This is a genomic window from Mucilaginibacter flavus (genome assembly GCF_030409315.1).
In the GTDB taxonomy this organism is placed as follows: domain Bacteria; phylum Bacteroidota; class Bacteroidia; order Sphingobacteriales; family Sphingobacteriaceae; genus Mucilaginibacter; species Mucilaginibacter flavus.
Genome location: NZ_JAUFPS010000039.1, coordinates 31,236 through 47,474 on the forward strand (window position 1 = coordinate 31,236; position 16,239 = coordinate 47,474).

The window sequence follows — 16,239 nt, forward strand, 5'->3', positions numbered from 1 at the left end:
AAAGGATTACAGGATTTTAACTACAATTTATCAGAATGCTCTCGCCTTCCCAAAAGTGTCGGCAGAACAGCTTCGGGTGAAAACGGGCAAAACGATGCGGGGCTGTGCGTTGGCAGGGCATAGGGAGTTTTTGCGGTAGGGACAAAGCGCGCGAGGGCAAAATAATCCCAGCCCAGGTTTTGGCCGTTTTGCAGGGCAAAGGCCTGTGCGGCAAAGAAGCATTTCTGGTGACTTGAATTATTCACCAGTAATTTATTTTTATTGGTGTTCATTATCTCGCTATGCTCGGTCTTGGTTCTTTTTTTCAAGAAAAAGAACAAGCCCTTCCCGCGGCGAATGAGCGGGCCGATGTTTTAGTTTCTACAAAGTAACGTTGGGTGTTGTGCCGCGTCACGAGTATTCAGCCAACCTATTGAGATAAGCTTTTCAGTATTAAGTCATGCCGAACTTGTTTCGGCACCCCACAGGATGGGTCGCCAATATGCTGTAGACTTAGCAAGTGGGTTCCTGAAACGAGTTCAGGATGACGTCGTTTTTTTGGGGGCTATCCAAAATACGAAAGACTTACGAAGTTTTGAAAACTTCGTAAGTCTGGTAATTATTTATGCTACAAAACTCTTCGCTTTTACCAGTACATTATCCAAACCGCTTACATCACTACCACCGGCAGTCGCGAAAAATGGCTGACCGCCGCCGCCGCCTTTTACTTCTTTGGCTAATTCTTTAATGATGTTACCGGCATGCAGGCCTTTTTCTTTCACCAGGTTTTCGGCAATCATTACGGTGATGCTGGGTTTGCCGTCAAAATCGGCAACCAATACCAGGAACAGATCACTTACAATATCTTTAAGCTGGTAGGCCAGGTTTTTGATGGCTTCGGCGTTGGGCAGGGCTACTTTTTGGGCAATAAAATTGACGCCGTTAATAGCTTCCACTTTTTGAGCCAGTTCATTTTTTAAGCCTGATGATTTTTCGAGGATCGATTTCTCGATCTCTTTCTTCAGCTTGCTATTTTCATCCAGTAAGCTTTCAACGCTTTTTGAAAGGTCTTTAGGATTTTTTAGCAAGTCTTTTAGTTGGTTAACCAATGCGGTTTGGGCATTGATGTACATTTCGGCAGCGACGCCGGTGATGGCCTCAATACGGCGTACACCCGCGGCTACAGCGCTTTCGGCAATAATTTTGAAGAAACCGATTTGACCGGTTGCCTGCACGTGTGTACCACCGCAAAGCTCCTTGCTAAATTCATCATCAAAAGTGATTACGCGAACGTATTCGCCGTACTTTTCACCAAACAGGGCGGTAACGCCGCTGGTTATGGCCTCGGCATATAGTACGCTGCGCTCTTCTTTCAACGGAATATTCTGACGTACCTTTTGATTTACAATGGCTTCTATCTGTGCCAGTTCCTCGTCGGTCACTTTGGCGAAGTGCGAAAAATCGAACCTCAAATACTGGTCGTTCACCAACGAGCCTTTTTGATTTACGTGACTGCCTAATACCTGCTTCATAGCGGCATGCAACAGGTGCGTGGCCGAGTGATTAGCATTGGTTTGCCCGCGCAAGGCAGGATCAACAATGGCGGTTAAAGCATCCTCAATATCTTCCGGCAGTTTATCAACAAAATGAACGGTTAAGCCATTCTCTTTCTTGGTATCGGTAACTAAAATGATGGTACCATCCGGAAAAACCAATTCACCTTTATCCCCTACCTGGCCACCGCTTTCGGCGTAGAAAGGAGTTTTATCCAATACAATCTGGTATTGCTCTTTACCCTTAGCCGTTACCTTGCGGTATTTTACAACGTGAGCAATAGTTTCGGTTTCATCGTAGCCGGTGAAGATGGAGGTTTCTTCGTCTTTGAGGGTGATCCAATCGCCGGTGTCAATTGCGCCAGCTGCACGGGAACGAGTTTTTTGTTCTTGCAGTGCTTTTTCAAAACCATCTAAGTCAACAGTCAATCCGTTTTCTTTCGCCATCAACTCGGTTAAATCAAAAGGAAATCCGTAGGTATCCGATAATTCAAATGCAAAGCGACCGTTAATTACCGTAACAAAATCATTTGCGTAGTCGAAAGCTTTATCTACAGTAACGGTATTTTTTAATGCCTCCTCAAATGAATTAAGCTCCCCATCACTGTATGGCCTCTGACCATCAATATAATAATCATTCTCAAAAAAGCCCATTGTACTATCTACAAACTGGCCTTTGTCAAAAGCAGCATATCCTTTAAATTGCTCAAATTGTTTTTTAGCCTCTTTTATACGCCATGTCCTAAGTTCAAAAAGCTTAATTCCTTTTTCTAACGTCCTCAAGAAAGAAACCTCTTCCTCCAAAATCACCTTCTGAACAAAATCTTTCTGACTGTAAAGGTTATCAAACACGCCTTTAAACTGCTCGGCCAATAAAGGCACCAACTGGTTAAAGAAAGGCTCTTTAAAGCCTAAAGTCTGGTAGCTGTAACGCACAGCCCGGCGTAAGATTCTGCGGATCACGTAACCTGCTTTATTACTTGCAGGCAGCTGTCCATCGGCAATAGCGAAGCTGATGGCACGGATATGATCTGCCAATACACGCATGGCCACGGCCTCGTTCCAATCGGCATCGCCGGGTTTGGCGGCGCTGTTATATTTTTTACCGCTTTTCTCAGCAATGAACTGGATCATCGGCTGAAAAACGTCGCTGTCATAATTGGATGTTTTGCCTTGCAGCACACGTACCAAACGTTCAAAACCCATGCCCGTATCCACGTGTTTAGCTGGCAACGATTGCAAAGCGCCGCCTTTTAAGCGGTTAAACTGCATAAATACGTTGTTCCAGATCTCTATCACCTGGTCGTGATCGGCGTTTACCAGCGTTGCGCCGCTAACTTCGGCACGCTCATTATCCGGGCGACTATCAAAATGAATCTCCGAACACGGCCCGCAGGGACCGGTTTCACCCATTTCCCAAAAATTGTCTTTTTTATTCCCGGGCAGTATATGAGCTTCGTCTACGTACTGTTTCCACAGTTCGAAAGTTTCGGTATCTTTTTCAAGACCTTCTTTTTCGTCGCCTTCAAAATAGGTAACGTACAGGCGGTCTTTGGGTAACTTATAAACTTCGGTTAACAGCTCCCAGCTCCAGGCAATGGCTTCTTTTTTAAAGTAATCGCCAAAGCTCCAGTTGCCCAGCATTTCAAACATGGTGTGGTGATAGGTGTCGATACCTACTTCTTCCAAATCGTTATGCTTACCGCTTACACGCAGGCAGCGTTGGGTATCGGCCACGCGACTGGCTTTTGCAGGTGCTTCGCCTAAAAATATATCTTTAAACTGGTTCATCCCCGCGTTGGTAAACATCAGGGTTGGATCGTTTTTAACAACAATTGGTGCCGAAGGAACGATGGTATGTCCCTTTGAAACAAAAAAATCAAGAAAAGCCTGGCGTATTTCGGTAGCTGTCATGGGTGCAAATGTAATTATTAGTCGGGAAGTCGGAAAGTTTGTCTGAATCAGAATTTTCAGAATTAAAGAATTAACAGAATCTAATTCAATTAGCCCCTTGTTGGTGTTGTCACCAACAAGCCAAAGATTGTCAAATAGAAAATAGCATTTCGTATCACCAATACTTTTTTCCATATCGAGTTTTGTTGGTGACAACACCAACAAAGCGCTGGGGCTACGACTGTCGAAAGGAAAGTGGTATTTCGTAAACACCCGGACTTTTTTCATATCGAATTTTGTTGGTAACAACACCAACAAAGCGCTGGCCTGTTTGGAGGATTTGCACGCGGGACACCCAATAATGCATCTCTACATTGAAAAAAAATCCCAAATCGAAAATCCCAAATCCGAAATCAAAAAGATATCTTTGCATATGCCTTATAAAGACCGCGAAATAAGCAAGATGTATTATACTATGGGCGAGGTATCGGCCATGTTTGATGTGAATCAATCGCTTATCCGTTTTTATGAAAAGGAGTTTGATGTGCTGCAGCCTAAAAAAAATAAAAAAGGCAACCGCTATTTTACTCCGGAGGATATTGAAAATTTCAAGATCATCTTCCACCTCATTCGTGATAAAGGCTATACGCTTAATGGTGCTAAAGATCACCTGAAAACCAATATGGCCGATACCCGCGAAAACCAGCGCGTGATCGATTCGCTCGAAAACATCAAAAAATTCCTGTTAGAAGTACGGGATCAGTTGTAGGTATCCGCCTAAAACATATCTTTATTGCTTTCTATCAAAATAAATGATCGCGAACCATAAAGGCGAGATCCCTTTTGTTGTATTGCTGCTTCCGTTTTTGCTGGGTATCTTTTTAGGTATCGGGTGCATTAGTGCTGCATCTCTGCCTTTACTGTGGGGAGCTTTTGGCGGCTTAGCAGTGGCATTTATCCTGCTCAATTTTACTTACCAGCGCTTAGGCATTTATAAAATACGCTGGCTGGGCGGCTTGCTCATGACTGTTATATTGTTAACAGCGGGCATCATCAGCGCTATTAGTTACGATGAATTAAATCATCATGACCATTTCTCCCGCTCACAAGCCCAATATTTAACGGTTAAGATCAATAATGAACCACAATTAAAAAACGGGTTGATCAGGTTTACAGCATCGGCACAGCAAAGCATCAATAATAAACAGGCTACACTTGTCAGCGGCAACCTGCTCATCACCATCAAAGATAGCGCGGCTTCGGCATTGCAATATGGCGATTTGCTGATGATCCCGGCTAAGTATAACAGCATCGATGCTCCTTTTAACCCCGCCGAGTTTAACTATAAAAAATACCTGGCTCACCAGAATATTCATTACCAGGCATTTTTGTATCCGGGCATGTACCGGGTTTTAGGGCATAATATGGGTAATGCGCTCATCGCTTTCTCCTTGCGGTTAAGGCAGCAGATGGTGAATAGGTTTAAAAGCCAGATGCACAATGCCGGCGCCATCGCGGTAGCATCAACCCTCATTTTAGGTTACAAGGCCGATTTAAGTAATGATATTTTGCAGGCCTACTCTAAAACGGGTACCATCCATGTGCTATCTGTCTCGGGTGCGCATGTGGCTATTATCTATGTGTTACTGCAATGGATGCTGGGCTTTTTAAACCGGTATAAGTATGGCAGGCTTATTAAAGCGGCAATTATTATTACGCTTATTTGGTATTATGCCATGCTAAGCGGCTTTTCGCCGGCGGTTTGCCGCGCGGCAGTGATGATCAGTATGGTTATCATGGGCAAAACTTATGCCCGGCATATCAATATGCTTAACCTGCTGGCGCTTTCGGCATTTTTACTTTTGCTGTATAACCCGTTTTTTATAACCGATGTAGGTTTTCAACTCTCCTACCTTGCAGTTGCGGGTCTATTGGTTTTGCAGCCGGTGGTTTATCAATGGATCACCGTTAAAAATAAATGGGTTGATAAACTATGGGCTGCCTGCTCGGTATCTATAGCAGCGCAGGTAATTACTTTTCCTTTAAGTGCCTGGTATTTTCACCAGTTCCCGGTTTATTTTTTGCTGAGTAACCTGCTTATTACCATCCCAACGCTAATTATCATGTACAGCGGGATTGCCTATTTGGCTTTTTCATGGGTGCCACTTGTATCAACCGGACTGGCTTGGGTCTTGGAGCAAAGCATCCTGCTCATGAATAAGGCGTTGGCTTTTATTGAACACGTGCCATTTGCAAGTATCAATAAAATATGGCTCAACCTTCCAGAATATTTATTGCTGTATATCATTATCATTGGCCTGTTTTACTTCTTGTACGATAAAAAGAAATGGCTCATTTGGCTATGCATGCTTAGCCTGCTTTTGTTTTGTATCAGCATCAGCTTAAAAAGATACCGGCAGCAAAACACCAATGACATTACCTTTTTAAACCTGCGCAAAAACACAGGCATAGTTTTCAAAAACGGCAATACCGCTGTGGTGCTTACCAACCTTGCCGATACCGATCGAAATTACAGTTACTCCGTACAGCCCTGCCTGGATAGTATGCAGGTGGCACAGGTAAAACACATCAATCCCAACCAAAATTTCGCTCTATCTTTTTTTAAAAAACAAGGCGCTTTGATACAGTTTTTTGATAAAAGGATAATTATATTTGATAAGCAATTACAAAATCAGCCGCTACCCAAAGTTATAAAAACCGACTACTTATACATTACCGATAACCCGCATACCAGTTTGCAGATTATTAACAAAAGCTATGACTATCAAATGCTTGTAATCGCAGGCAGCAACAGCAGGCAAACCATAGCAAAACTTGAAGCCGAGGCCAAAAGCTTGCATACAAATTATAAAATATTAAAACGTAACATTTCCCTTACAACAGTATCTAATTAACACAACATTAAACTAACAGCCAACAAACTTGTCTGTAAATTAAAAAACAAGTAATTTGGTACAACAAATTAAAACTATGAAGATTAAATTATTCAATGTTGCCCTGGGTTTAGCCCTTACTGCAACTACATTAAGTGCAAACGCGCAAAAAAAATACGCTGAAGGTGTTGTAGATTTTACAACAAGCATGATGGGTCAGCAAGTTAACGCGAAAAGCTATTTCAGGGCCGATTCAAACGCTTTCGCTTTCTCAAACGGACCAGCCAACATCAAAATTTTAACCAACGCTGCCGCTACCTCCATGGTAATTTTGGTTGATGTACCTGTTGCCAACATTAAAAAAGCAGCGGTTGCAAGTCCGGATGATATTGAGCAGGCAATGGCGGCATTGCCAACGCTTACTTTTGCCCCTGGCACCGAAACTAAAGTGATCAATGGCTTTAATTGCAAAAAAGTAGTTGCTACCGATTCAAAAACTAAAAAAACTTACGATATCTGGATCACCAATGATATTGAGGTGCCTTTAGCCGGTGTAGCTAAATATTACCAGGGTATTGGCGGTTTCCCGGTTCAGTATACTTCATTTGCACAAGGACAATCAACCGAGGTTACCGTTAAAGCCGTAACCGAGCAAAAAGTACCTGCGGGCACCTTCGGCATCCCATCTGATTTTGAAAAAATCACTATGGATGATTTGAAAGCAATGCGCGGTGGCCGATAAGCCCATTCATTAACAATTTACTAAAGGTTTCTTAACATTGGGGTTAATTATTATTTTTACCGCCCCGTATGCTAAGAAACCTTTTCAGTTTGCTCAAATTCTTCTTGTTCTGGATGTTGTTTTTCGCAATAACCAGGCTAACATTTGAGTTATATTTTCTGCCCAAACTAAAGGTTGCCAGCTTTAGCGAAATCATCCAAACCTTTTATTACGGCCTTCGGCTGGATGCATCTGCAACAGCCTATATCAGCGCCCTGCCACTTTTGGTATTTGTTACAGGCTGGTGGTTCCCTAATTTTCATATTAAACCCATCTGGCTTAAGCTTTACGTTTGGTTTTGCTTGCTACTTATTGCTGTAGATACAGGCCTTAATTTTAACATCTTTCGCGAGTGGGGTACCAAAGTGGTGTACAGGGTATTTAAATCCTTGTACGACGCTCCTTCAGAGGCTATGGCTTCCAGCGGTTCATCGCCGGTTACCCGTTGTGTAATTATTGTGTTGATATTGATAACGCTGGGTGTGGTTTTATCTAATTGGATTATCAATTATGATTTTAAGAAGCCGGCCGTTAATCCGCGCGTTAAAGCGGTAACTATTCTGCTATTGCTGTTTTTTAATTTTGTGCTGATGCGGGGCGGCTTACAGCCCGATCCGGTGAGTCAGAACTCGGCCTATTTTTCGGACCATGAATTTTTGAACCAGTCGGCACTTAATACCGAGTGGAACCTGTTCAATAACGTGGTTGAAAATTTCCGGAGGCCCTATAACCCCTTCCTGTTTATGGAGCCATCCGGCGCATCGCAATTAGTGCAGGAGGCTTACACTACCAAACCCGATAGCAGTTTAAAAATCCTGACTACCGACAGACCCAACGTGGTGCTCATCCAGATAGAAAGCTATACAGCCGACGTGATCCAATCCCTCGGCGGCGATGCGGGTGTGGCACCCAACTTTGAAAAGTTTATCAAAAACGGCGTCCTGTTCAACAATATTTATTCATCTGCCGATAGAACGGACAAGGGTATCATATCCATCATGAGCGGCTTCCCGGCACAGGCGGTGCGTACCATTGTTGCCGATACCGTAAAACAAAAAAGACTCCCTGCCATTGCCGTGGCGCTTAAAAACGCGGGCTATCAAACCAGTTACTTTTATGGTGGCAAAAGCAATTACATGCATTTTGATGTATTTATGAAAAGCCATGACATTGATCATATTACCGATGAGGCCGCTTTTGATAAAAGCCTGGTAAAAACCCAATGGGGCGTGTTTGATGATGTGCTTTTTAGCAGGCAGATTCAATCCATGCAGCAGCAAAAGCAGCCATTTTTCTCGTACATGCAAACATCAACCAATCACGAGCCTTTTGTGCTACCTGTAAAAGGGCATTTCCCAGAGGATGATGCCGCCGGTGATGCCAGCAACAAATTCAGGAGCACAGCCTACTTTACCGATTCCTGCCTTAACGCCTACTTTGAGCAAGCTAAAAAGCAAGCCTGGTATAAAAACACCCTGTTCATTTTAGTTGCCGATCACGGTCACCGCCTGCCACACTTTATTTCAGAAGCTTATAATCCTAAAAAGTATCACATCCCGCTGTTGTTTTTTGGCGATGTAATTAAGCCGGAATATCGTGGTAAAAAGATCAGCAAATTAGGCGGACAAACAGATATCGCCGCCACCTTGCTTTCGCAATTAGGCATCGCGCACCAGCAATTCAAATGGTCGAAAAATTTGCTTGATCCCAACAGTAAAGATTTTGCCTTTTTTAACTGGGATAACGGCTTTTGTTTTATGACCCCGCAGCAAGCAGTAAGCTACGATAACTCGGGCCAGCGCATTATTTATACCTCTAACAAAAACGCGGATGCTAAAACTACGGATAAAACGCTATTGTATGGTAAAGCCTTTTTACAGCAGGTATTTACGGATTATATGAGTTATGACCATTGATATTGTTTGAATCAGAATTTACAGAATTTTAGAATGACCAGAATAAAAAAAGAAATTCTGTAAATTTTAAAATTCTGTAAATTCTGATTCAGGCAACTTAATTCAACGCACTTCCCAACTGCTCTACCCACATATTAAACAGCCTGGTTTCAAACTCAACTGCTTTGTTGGCGTGTTTTTCCCAATCGGGCGAAAATTTGTGGAGCTGGTTTAGCATTTCTTCCAGGTGACCTTCCTCTTCCAGGATGATGGATTTTACGTTTACCTTGCTGCCTGCTTCATCTAAGGCCGATTGATATATCGGGTATAGTTCGTCGGCACGTACTTCGATGGAGTAGGTAACCAATAGGTATGCCGCAAAACGGAGTTCGGCACCGCTTAGGTTTAGTTCCGTTTTAAGGTAGCGGCAAACATCAATATCCAGCTGATTCAAATAATATTTGCTTGAGCCCGGGGCCAGCAGGTATTCGGCCGCGTAAGTTGGCAGCTCCACCCCTGTTTTTTCTAATTGCTTTTTGAGGTAGAAGGCATGGCGATGCTCTTCGGCCGCATGTTTCAATATAATATAGGTTACCGTTTGCGGATCTTCGCAGGCCGAAATTTTACGGGCACCGGTGTTTTCCATTAGCGATAATGTATTTAACCAGCGTGAGTGCAATTGGTTATCGGCAATTATGCGGGGTAAAAGCGTGTTTAATGACATGTTAAATTTCTTGTAGGGCCTGTTCTATTTTGCTGTAAACATAAGCCAGTTCATCATTAGTAATGCAATACGGGGGTAAAATGTAAATTACGTTTCCCAGAGGCCGTAAAATAATACCATGGGCCAAAAAGTATTGGTACAACTTATCGCGTAGCGAACTGAAATAAGAAGTATTATCGCCGGTTTCCCATTCCATTGCCAAAATAGTACCGGTTTGCCTGATGGTTTTTATTTTAGGGTGATGTTTTATTTTTTCGGCAAATTGAGCATGCAAAGTAACAATTCGTTCTATATTGGTCACTGTTTCTGCCCGCTCAAACAAATCCAGACTGGCCAATGCCGATGCGCAGGCTATAGGGTTAGCAGTAAAGGAATGCCCATGGAACAGTGTTTTCAGCTTATCGTCAGATAAAAAAGCATCGTATATATCCTGTGTACAGGTAGTAACGCCCAGGGCCATAGTCCCGCCTGTTAGGCCTTTAGAAAAGCACATGATATCTGGCTGCACCTGCACATGGTTGCAGGCAAACTCCTTACCTGTACGCCCAAAGCCTGTAAATATCTCATCATCTATCATCAGCACACCTTCCTGCTTGCAATGCGCCATTAACTCATCCAGGTATTCGGCTTCATACATCAGCATCCCGGCAGATCCCTGTACCAGCGGCTCAAAAACAAAACAAGCGAGATCAGATTTGAGATTTGAGATTTGAGATTTGAGATTTTGGATATTATCCTTGTTTGGGGTATCAATAAACTCTACCTCAAATAATAAACTATCAAAGGCTTTGGTGAATGCGCTTCTCCCGCTAACCGCCATGGCTCCAAAGGTATCACCATGGTACGCATTATTAAAAGCCAGTATTTTAGTGCGCTGGTTACCTTTGTTTAACCAGTATTGCAGGCACATTTTAATGGCTACCTCAATAGCGGTAGAGCCATTATCAGAGTAAAATACTTTTTGCTGATTATCAGGCAAATGCGTTAACAAACGTTCGGCCAGTTCAACAGCACCTTCATGCGTAAAACCGGCGAAGATCACGTGCTCCAGTTTGGTAAGCTGCTCGGCTACCTTTTGGGCTATATAGGGATGCGCGTGGCCATGTATATTTACCCACCAGCTTGATACCGCATCGATATATTGTTTGCCCGCTTCGTCAAACAGTAACGCTCCCTCGCCCCTTACAATCGGGATAGGCGGCGCGGCGGTTTTCATTTGTGTATAGGGATGCCATATTACTTTTAAATCGCGTTCCTGTAAACTCATAATTCGTTTAATAATAGTTCAACAACACGCTTATCGGTAGGGAACTCAAAATCGGCAATACTTAAAGCCGTTATCGGTACCCATCTAAAAGCCTGAAGTATTTCCCCTTCTCCATCAAAATCAAAAGGGACGGTTTTTATGGTTACGTTAACCGGTGTAATGTTGCGCACCAGGTAATAAACACTAATAATCTGCGAATTGTTAAAGGCCGACTTCACCACAAAATCTGTGGTATAAAAATGGTTTACCACTTCAATTTCAACGTCGCACTCCTCCATAAATTCGCGTTTAAGGCCGTCAATAAGCCCTTCGCCTAATTCAAGGCCACCGCCTGGAAATTTAGTAAACCGCATCCCGTATTCCTGCTCATCGCTTATCAGCAACTCGTCGTTATCATTTAGCAGCAGACCGTAAACACGTACATTAAAATATTCCATTTATTCAAAATGTTTTTTGTTGCGTACAACCATTTCCATGGTCCACTCTATGGTTTCTGTTTGCGCTTCGGAGCGGATAGGGCAATCACGCATACTACAGTAGTGACAGCAATCGGGTAAACAAGGATCGGCGTGTATAAAAAGCTCTGTTTTAACGCCCACGTTGGCGTTAATCAATTTATCAACCAACGAAACCTCAGTGTGCACTTTATTGAGGTCGAAATAGTTTGGCAACGTTAAATGGCAGTCAATATGTAGCTCATGGCCATATTTTTGAGCGCGCAGGTTATGTACATCTATCCAGGCCTCGCGTCGCTTATCGCTTAAAACTTTAATCACCTGGTTAACCACCTCGGTATCGGCCTCATCCATTAAACCGGCAACAGAACGGCGTACCAACTTATAGCTACTATAAATTAAATAGCCTGCTACTAATATTGACAAGGCACTATCTAACCATAATATAGCCGTAAAATGAATTAACAACAAACCGGCAACAAGGCCCGCGCTGGTTACCATATCGGCTATTAAATGGTGCCCGTCGGCGTCTAAAGTCATGGAACGAAGCTCTTTTCCCTTACGAATCATATAATAGCCAAGGGCGCCGTTTATAGCACCGGTACTGCCAATAATTAAGGCACCGGTAAGCAGGTCGTGAATTTGTTCGGGGTAAAAAAGGCTGTGTACAGATTTGGCTATGATGATAATACCGGCAATACCAATAAGCGATCCCTCAATAAAAACGGAGAAAAATTCAACCTTACCATGTCCGTAAGGATGGTTCTCGTCGCGCGGTAGGGATGCAAGGTAAATACTAAAGAAAGCAAAGGAGCTGGCAATTACGTTTACAATGCTTTCGGCGGCGTCGCTAAGTACAAAATTAGATGAAGTGATGAAGTATGCCCCAAACTTCGCCATCATCAACACTATGCCCGTTATCAGCGAAATTAATATGATCCGTTTTTGTTCCTTCAAAGCAATCTGGATTAGGCCGCAAATTTATAAATAACAAGCGTAAGTAGCAGTAAAGTTATTTTCTATATTTGCCGCGATAACACAATTCATATGAGCACATTAAGTAACCGGATAAATAACCTGTCCGAATCAGCAACTATCAAAATGGCCAAATTGGGCCGTGAACTTGCCGCAAAAGGCGTAGATGTGATCAGCTTAAGCTTCGGCGAACCTGATTTTCATACTCCCGAACACATCAAGGAAGCTGCGAAGCAAGCCATGGATAAAAACATGACCTACTACACACCCGTAGCGGGCTATCCGGATCTTCGCAAAGCGGTTGTTGCCAAGCTGAAGAACGAAAACGGACTTGATTATGATTTTAGCGAGATAGTAGTTTCTACAGGTGCCAAGCAGGCAATTGCCAACGCGGTACTATGTTTGGTTAACCCGGGCGAAGAAGTAATTATCCCTACCCCTTACTGGGTGTCCTATAGCGAAGTGGTTAAACTTGCTGAAGGTGTAAGTGTATTTATCAATACCACTGTTGAGCAAAACTTTAAAATCACTCCCGAGCAGTTAGAGGCAGCAATTACGCCAAAAACAAAACTGTTCATGTTTTCATCGCCATGTAACCCTACAGGCAGTGTTTACAGCAAAGATGAATTAGAAGGTCTGGCCAAGGTATTTGAGAAAAACCCGCATGTATATATTTTAAGCGACGAGATTTATGAGCACATTAACTATGTGGATAAACATGAGTCGATAGCGCAATTTGATTATATTAAAGATCGTGTGGTGATTATCAACGGCTGGTCAAAAGCATTTGCCATGACCGGTTGGAGAATTGGTTACACAGCATCAAACAAAGAGATCGCTACCGCCTGTGATAAAATGCAAGGCCAGGTTACCTCTGGTACCTGCTCTATCACCCAACGTGCCGGCGTGGCCGCTTACGAGGGCGGGTTAGAAAGTGTATTGGAAATGAAAGCCGCGTTCAAAAAACGCCGCGATATTGTTTACAAATTACTAAGCGAAATTGACGGCCTTAAAGTAAACCTGCCCGATGGCGCATTTTACTTTTTCCCTGATGTTACCTCGTTTTTTGGTAAAAGCTACAATGGCCAAACCATTAAAGATGCAGATGAGCTTTCGATATTCCTGTTAGAAGAAGCACACGTAGCAACCGTAGGCGGCGATTCATTTGGCGATCCTAAATCTATCCGCCTATCATACGCTGCTGCGGAAGATAAACTGATTGAAGCGGTAAGAAGGATTAAAGAAGCGTTGGGGAAACTGGTGTAAATTCTGAATCAGAATTTACAGAATTTAAGAATTTTCAGAATCTATTATAATGCAAAAAGGATCGTCGTGACGATCCTTTTTGCATTATCCTTTTTTGTTTAAAGGCGAACAGCTAATTCTGTTCATTTTTAAATTCTGATTCAGACATTTTATAAACCGAAACCGTAAGCTATACGTAAACCAATTGTACCGTAGTTACCGCTGTTACCTCCTGAGAAGTTTTCATAACGGGCACCGATATCCCATGATTTGGTAGCATAACCTAAACCTGGTGAAAGGATCAACTTAGTGCTTTTATCTTCACCAGCAACTGGTTCGTGAACTTCAAAACCGGCACCTGCCTCACCCGAGAAATAGAAACCATCGGCAACAAAGGCTTTGATACCTGCTTTAACCGGTACTATACCCAACGACCTGCCTTTTACAGTAACAGTAGTTGTTGATGTTGCATCGCTAACGCTTGAGCTGTACGACTTTCCAAAAAAGTTATAGTAACCAGATGTAAGCGTTAATGCCACATTTTTGTTAACCCCATATTGTAAACGGGCGGTACCACCCAAGCCAACGTTAGAACCATCATGCAAATTACCAACTGGTAATAAACCTTCAACACCTACGCCAAAACGAAGCGCGTTTGCCGGGGTAGTTTGAGCTTTAACATTTGTTCCGATAAATATAGCTGCTGCTGTAAAAGCGCTTGCTATAATTTTTGTCATTGTTTTCATAGTTGTAATTTTTAGTAAATAGTCCGCGGTTTTTATCGCCGCGTTGACACCACTTTTACAAATACTTTGCCATTGTAGCCTTTTTTGATGCTTGTGATATTGGCATGACAGTTTAAAAACGCTCTTTTATAACAGGTATGTTACATGATTTCTTTGCTTAAATATTGATAATCAACGCCCTAATTTGCTCCAAAAGGGAGCAAAAGCATCATTTAAAGAAAGTAATTTAACATGGAATTAATGTACAGAAAACAGGAACACTACTGTTCAGGATAGTGTATTCATTTGACTAAATTCTGTTTGGTTTAAACGAAAAAGCGCCAAAAGCGGGGATTGGCAAACAGGATATTCGGTTGCCAAAAACAAAAAAGGAGAGTTTTAAGGCTCTCCTTTTTTGTTTTTACATATCATCTATAATCATTTGCCGGTGTTTGATCCCCCAATCGGCCAGGTTGTTGATTATGGTTTGCAATGTTTTGCCATACTCGGTTAGGTTATACTGCACTGTTACCGGCTGGGTATCCAAAACGGTCCGTTTTATCAGCTTGTTTACTTCTAACTCTTTTAGTTCCTTACTCAGCATTTTGTTTGATATACCATTTACATCGCTCAAAATATCAGAGAACCGGCGTTTGTTATAATAGCAGATAGATGAGATGATGGAGATTTTCCATTTACCGTTAAGCACATCCATCGCGTCATGAACGGCCATAATTTCCTTTTTGTGCCCTACCGCACATACATAGTCAGCCATAAGTTACCTTGTTACCCAAAAGTTACTGTTACTTTTGGTTACAAAGTAACTAAAATAAATTCGTGTATACTAAGTTTGCATCGTAAACAATAAAAATTTAAACATGAATTTTACAGGTAAAAACGTAGTTATAACAGGCGGCAGCACCGGAATTGGGCTGGCAACCGCCAAAGCATTCATTAACGCAGGGGCAAATGTATGGATCACCGGCAGAAGCGCCGGCAACCTGGAAAAGGCCGCGGCCGAGATCAACAGCCCCAATTTGCAAACTGTAGTGGCCGATACGGCACAGCTACCAGAAATTGCAGTTTTAGAAAAAGCTGTTACCCAAGCTGGCAACAAAGTAGATGTACTTTTCCTTAACGCAGGGATAGCTACATTCACACCGATTGAACAGGCTACAGAAGCTGATTTTGACGCCCAGTTTAATACCAACGTAAAGGGGCACTACTTCACGCTGCAAAAGCTGATCCCTCACCTGGTTAATGGGGCCTCGGTTATCTTCACATCTTCAACGGTGGCTACCGCTACCAACGTGGGTACCAGCATTTACTCGGCTACCAAAGGGGCGTTAAACAAAATAGCGCAGATAGCGGCTAATGAATTGGCCGATAGAAAGATCAGGGTAAACATTGTTAGTCCCGGCCCTGTGCAAACGCCGGGGCTGGAGTCTGTTATACCGCCGGAAGCCAAAGCGTATTTGGCTGCAGCAACTGCTTTGCAAAGATTAGGCGATGCCGATGAAATTGCCAAAACTGTTTTGTTCCTGGCCTCTGATGATGCAAGCTTTATCAACGGTGCAGAATTTCTGGTTGATGGTGGCTATATCAACTATGCTACGAAATAAGCAAGGGAGCTATCTATGACAAATTGTAATTTTTAAAGAAGGCTGTCAGTCTGAGCCTGTCGAAGACTCGTGCGCAGAGGCCTTCGCCCGCCTGCTTCGACAGGCTCAGCATGACCCCATTTTTTGATGTTGTCATTTCACTTTCAGAGTCCCTGGATTTACAAACTCAGCATGACCCCGTTTTTTGTCATTCCCACTTTCAAAGTCCGCCAGAATTTTAAATTAACCATG

Annotated in this window: 14 protein-coding genes; 6 read left to right on the forward strand and 8 right to left on the reverse strand. The window is 42.9% G+C overall.

Going from position 1 to position 16,239, the window contains the following annotated elements:
- Positions 1 to 20 precede the first annotated feature (20 nt).
- Both QWZ17_RS18485 and alaS read right to left on the reverse strand, forming a co-directional pair.
- On the reverse strand, positions 21 to 272 hold the full coding sequence (locus tag QWZ17_RS18485) for a hypothetical protein (RefSeq protein ID WP_290306775.1): 252 nt from the start codon (positions 270 to 272) through the stop codon (positions 21 to 23).
- A 330-nt stretch (positions 273 to 602) separates the two neighbouring features.
- Positions 603 to 3,446, reverse strand: a complete 2,844-nt coding sequence (alaS, locus tag QWZ17_RS18490; RefSeq protein ID WP_290306776.1) for an alanine--tRNA ligase — start codon at positions 3,444 to 3,446, stop codon at positions 603 to 605.
- Positions 3,447 to 3,858: 412 nt separating this feature from the next.
- On the opposite strand from alaS, the gene QWZ17_RS18495 reads away from it, so the two are divergent.
- The 4 genes from QWZ17_RS18495 to QWZ17_RS18510 all read left to right on the forward strand — a co-directional run bounded on the left by QWZ17_RS18495 (position 3,859) and on the right by QWZ17_RS18510 (position 9,016).
- The gene (locus QWZ17_RS18495; protein WP_259087395.1) at positions 3,859 to 4,194 is read left to right on the forward strand and encodes a MerR family transcriptional regulator; all 336 of its coding nucleotides are present in this window, start codon (positions 3,859 to 3,861) and stop codon (positions 4,192 to 4,194) included.
- Positions 4,195 to 4,237: 43 nt separating this feature from the next.
- A complete protein-coding gene (locus tag QWZ17_RS18500; RefSeq protein ID WP_290306777.1) occupies positions 4,238 to 6,340 on the forward strand; it encodes a ComEC/Rec2 family competence protein in 2,103 nt (700 codons plus the stop codon).
- 76 nt (positions 6,341 to 6,416) lie between these two features.
- On the forward strand, positions 6,417 to 7,061 hold the full coding sequence (locus QWZ17_RS18505) for a hypothetical protein (RefSeq protein ID WP_290306778.1): 645 nt from the start codon (positions 6,417 to 6,419) through the stop codon (positions 7,059 to 7,061).
- Between the two features lie 68 nt (positions 7,062 to 7,129).
- Positions 7,130 to 9,016, forward strand: a complete 1,887-nt coding sequence (locus tag QWZ17_RS18510) for an LTA synthase family protein (RefSeq protein WP_290306779.1) — start codon at positions 7,130 to 7,132, stop codon at positions 9,014 to 9,016.
- Between the two features lie 97 nt (positions 9,017 to 9,113).
- Here QWZ17_RS18510 and QWZ17_RS18515 read toward each other — a convergent pair whose 3' ends face one another.
- From QWZ17_RS18515 to QWZ17_RS18530, 4 genes are read right to left on the reverse strand one after another with little or no spacing between them, the layout of a single operon-like run.
- Positions 9,114 to 9,719, reverse strand: a complete 606-nt coding sequence (locus tag QWZ17_RS18515) for a hypothetical protein (protein ID WP_290306780.1) — start codon at positions 9,717 to 9,719, stop codon at positions 9,114 to 9,116.
- 1 nt (position 9,720) lies between these two features.
- Positions 9,721 to 10,986, reverse strand: coding sequence for an adenosylmethionine--8-amino-7-oxononanoate transaminase (gene bioA, locus QWZ17_RS18520; protein WP_290306781.1), 1,266 nt, complete (start codon positions 10,984 to 10,986; stop codon positions 9,721 to 9,723).
- Positions 10,983 to 11,423, reverse strand: a complete 441-nt coding sequence (locus tag QWZ17_RS18525) for an NUDIX domain-containing protein (RefSeq protein ID WP_290306782.1) — start codon at positions 11,421 to 11,423, stop codon at positions 10,983 to 10,985. Before QWZ17_RS18525 ends, bioA begins: the two co-directional genes overlap by 4 nt.
- Complete coding sequence (locus tag QWZ17_RS18530; protein ID WP_290306783.1) at positions 11,424 to 12,398, reverse strand: cation diffusion facilitator family transporter; 975 nt, start codon at positions 12,396 to 12,398, stop codon at positions 11,424 to 11,426.
- Positions 12,399 to 12,488: 90 nt separating this feature from the next.
- Between QWZ17_RS18530 and QWZ17_RS18535 the strand changes: the two genes are divergently transcribed.
- Positions 12,489 to 13,682, forward strand: a complete 1,194-nt coding sequence (locus tag QWZ17_RS18535; RefSeq protein WP_290306784.1) for a pyridoxal phosphate-dependent aminotransferase — start codon at positions 12,489 to 12,491, stop codon at positions 13,680 to 13,682.
- Between the two features lie 149 nt (positions 13,683 to 13,831).
- Here the strand turns inward: QWZ17_RS18535 and QWZ17_RS18540 are convergent, their stop codons facing one another.
- Positions 13,832 to 14,407: a hypothetical protein gene (locus QWZ17_RS18540; protein WP_290306785.1), complete on the reverse strand. Its 576-nt coding sequence runs from the start codon at positions 14,405 to 14,407 to the stop codon at positions 13,832 to 13,834.
- Positions 14,408 to 14,807: 400 nt separating this feature from the next.
- Positions 14,808 to 15,161: a winged helix-turn-helix transcriptional regulator gene (locus tag QWZ17_RS18545; RefSeq protein WP_290306786.1), complete on the reverse strand. Its 354-nt coding sequence runs from the start codon at positions 15,159 to 15,161 to the stop codon at positions 14,808 to 14,810.
- A 103-nt stretch (positions 15,162 to 15,264) separates the two neighbouring features.
- On the opposite strand from QWZ17_RS18545, the gene QWZ17_RS18550 reads away from it, so the two are divergent.
- Complete coding sequence (locus tag QWZ17_RS18550; RefSeq protein ID WP_290306787.1) at positions 15,265 to 16,008, forward strand: SDR family oxidoreductase; 744 nt, start codon at positions 15,265 to 15,267, stop codon at positions 16,006 to 16,008.
- The last annotated feature ends 231 nt before the right edge of the window (positions 16,009 to 16,239 follow it).

Coding starts and splice junctions, on each gene's coding strand:
- QWZ17_RS18485 (WP_290306775.1), bottom strand. CDS start 272: ATGAACACCAATAAAAATAAATTACTGGTGAATAATTCAAGTCACCAG.
- alaS (WP_290306776.1), bottom strand. CDS start 3,446: ATGACAGCTACCGAAATACGCCAGGCTTTTCTTGATTTTTTTGTTTCA.
- QWZ17_RS18495 (WP_259087395.1), top strand. CDS start 3,859: ATGCCTTATAAAGACCGCGAAATAAGCAAGATGTATTATACTATGGGC.
- QWZ17_RS18500 (WP_290306777.1), top strand. CDS start 4,238: ATGATCGCGAACCATAAAGGCGAGATCCCTTTTGTTGTATTGCTGCTT.
- QWZ17_RS18505 (WP_290306778.1), top strand. CDS start 6,417: ATGAAGATTAAATTATTCAATGTTGCCCTGGGTTTAGCCCTTACTGCA.
- QWZ17_RS18510 (WP_290306779.1), top strand. CDS start 7,130: ATGCTAAGAAACCTTTTCAGTTTGCTCAAATTCTTCTTGTTCTGGATG.
- QWZ17_RS18515 (WP_290306780.1), bottom strand. CDS start 9,719: ATGTCATTAAACACGCTTTTACCCCGCATAATTGCCGATAACCAATTG.
- bioA (WP_290306781.1), bottom strand. CDS start 10,986: ATGAGTTTACAGGAACGCGATTTAAAAGTAATATGGCATCCCTATACA.
- QWZ17_RS18525 (WP_290306782.1), bottom strand. CDS start 11,423: ATGGAATATTTTAATGTACGTGTTTACGGTCTGCTGCTAAATGATAAC.
- QWZ17_RS18535 (WP_290306784.1), top strand. CDS start 12,489: ATGAGCACATTAAGTAACCGGATAAATAACCTGTCCGAATCAGCAACT.
- QWZ17_RS18540 (WP_290306785.1), bottom strand. CDS start 14,407: ATGAAAACAATGACAAAAATTATAGCAAGCGCTTTTACAGCAGCAGCT.
- QWZ17_RS18545 (WP_290306786.1), bottom strand. CDS start 15,161: ATGGCTGACTATGTATGTGCGGTAGGGCACAAAAAGGAAATTATGGCC.
- QWZ17_RS18550 (WP_290306787.1), top strand. CDS start 15,265: ATGAATTTTACAGGTAAAAACGTAGTTATAACAGGCGGCAGCACCGGA.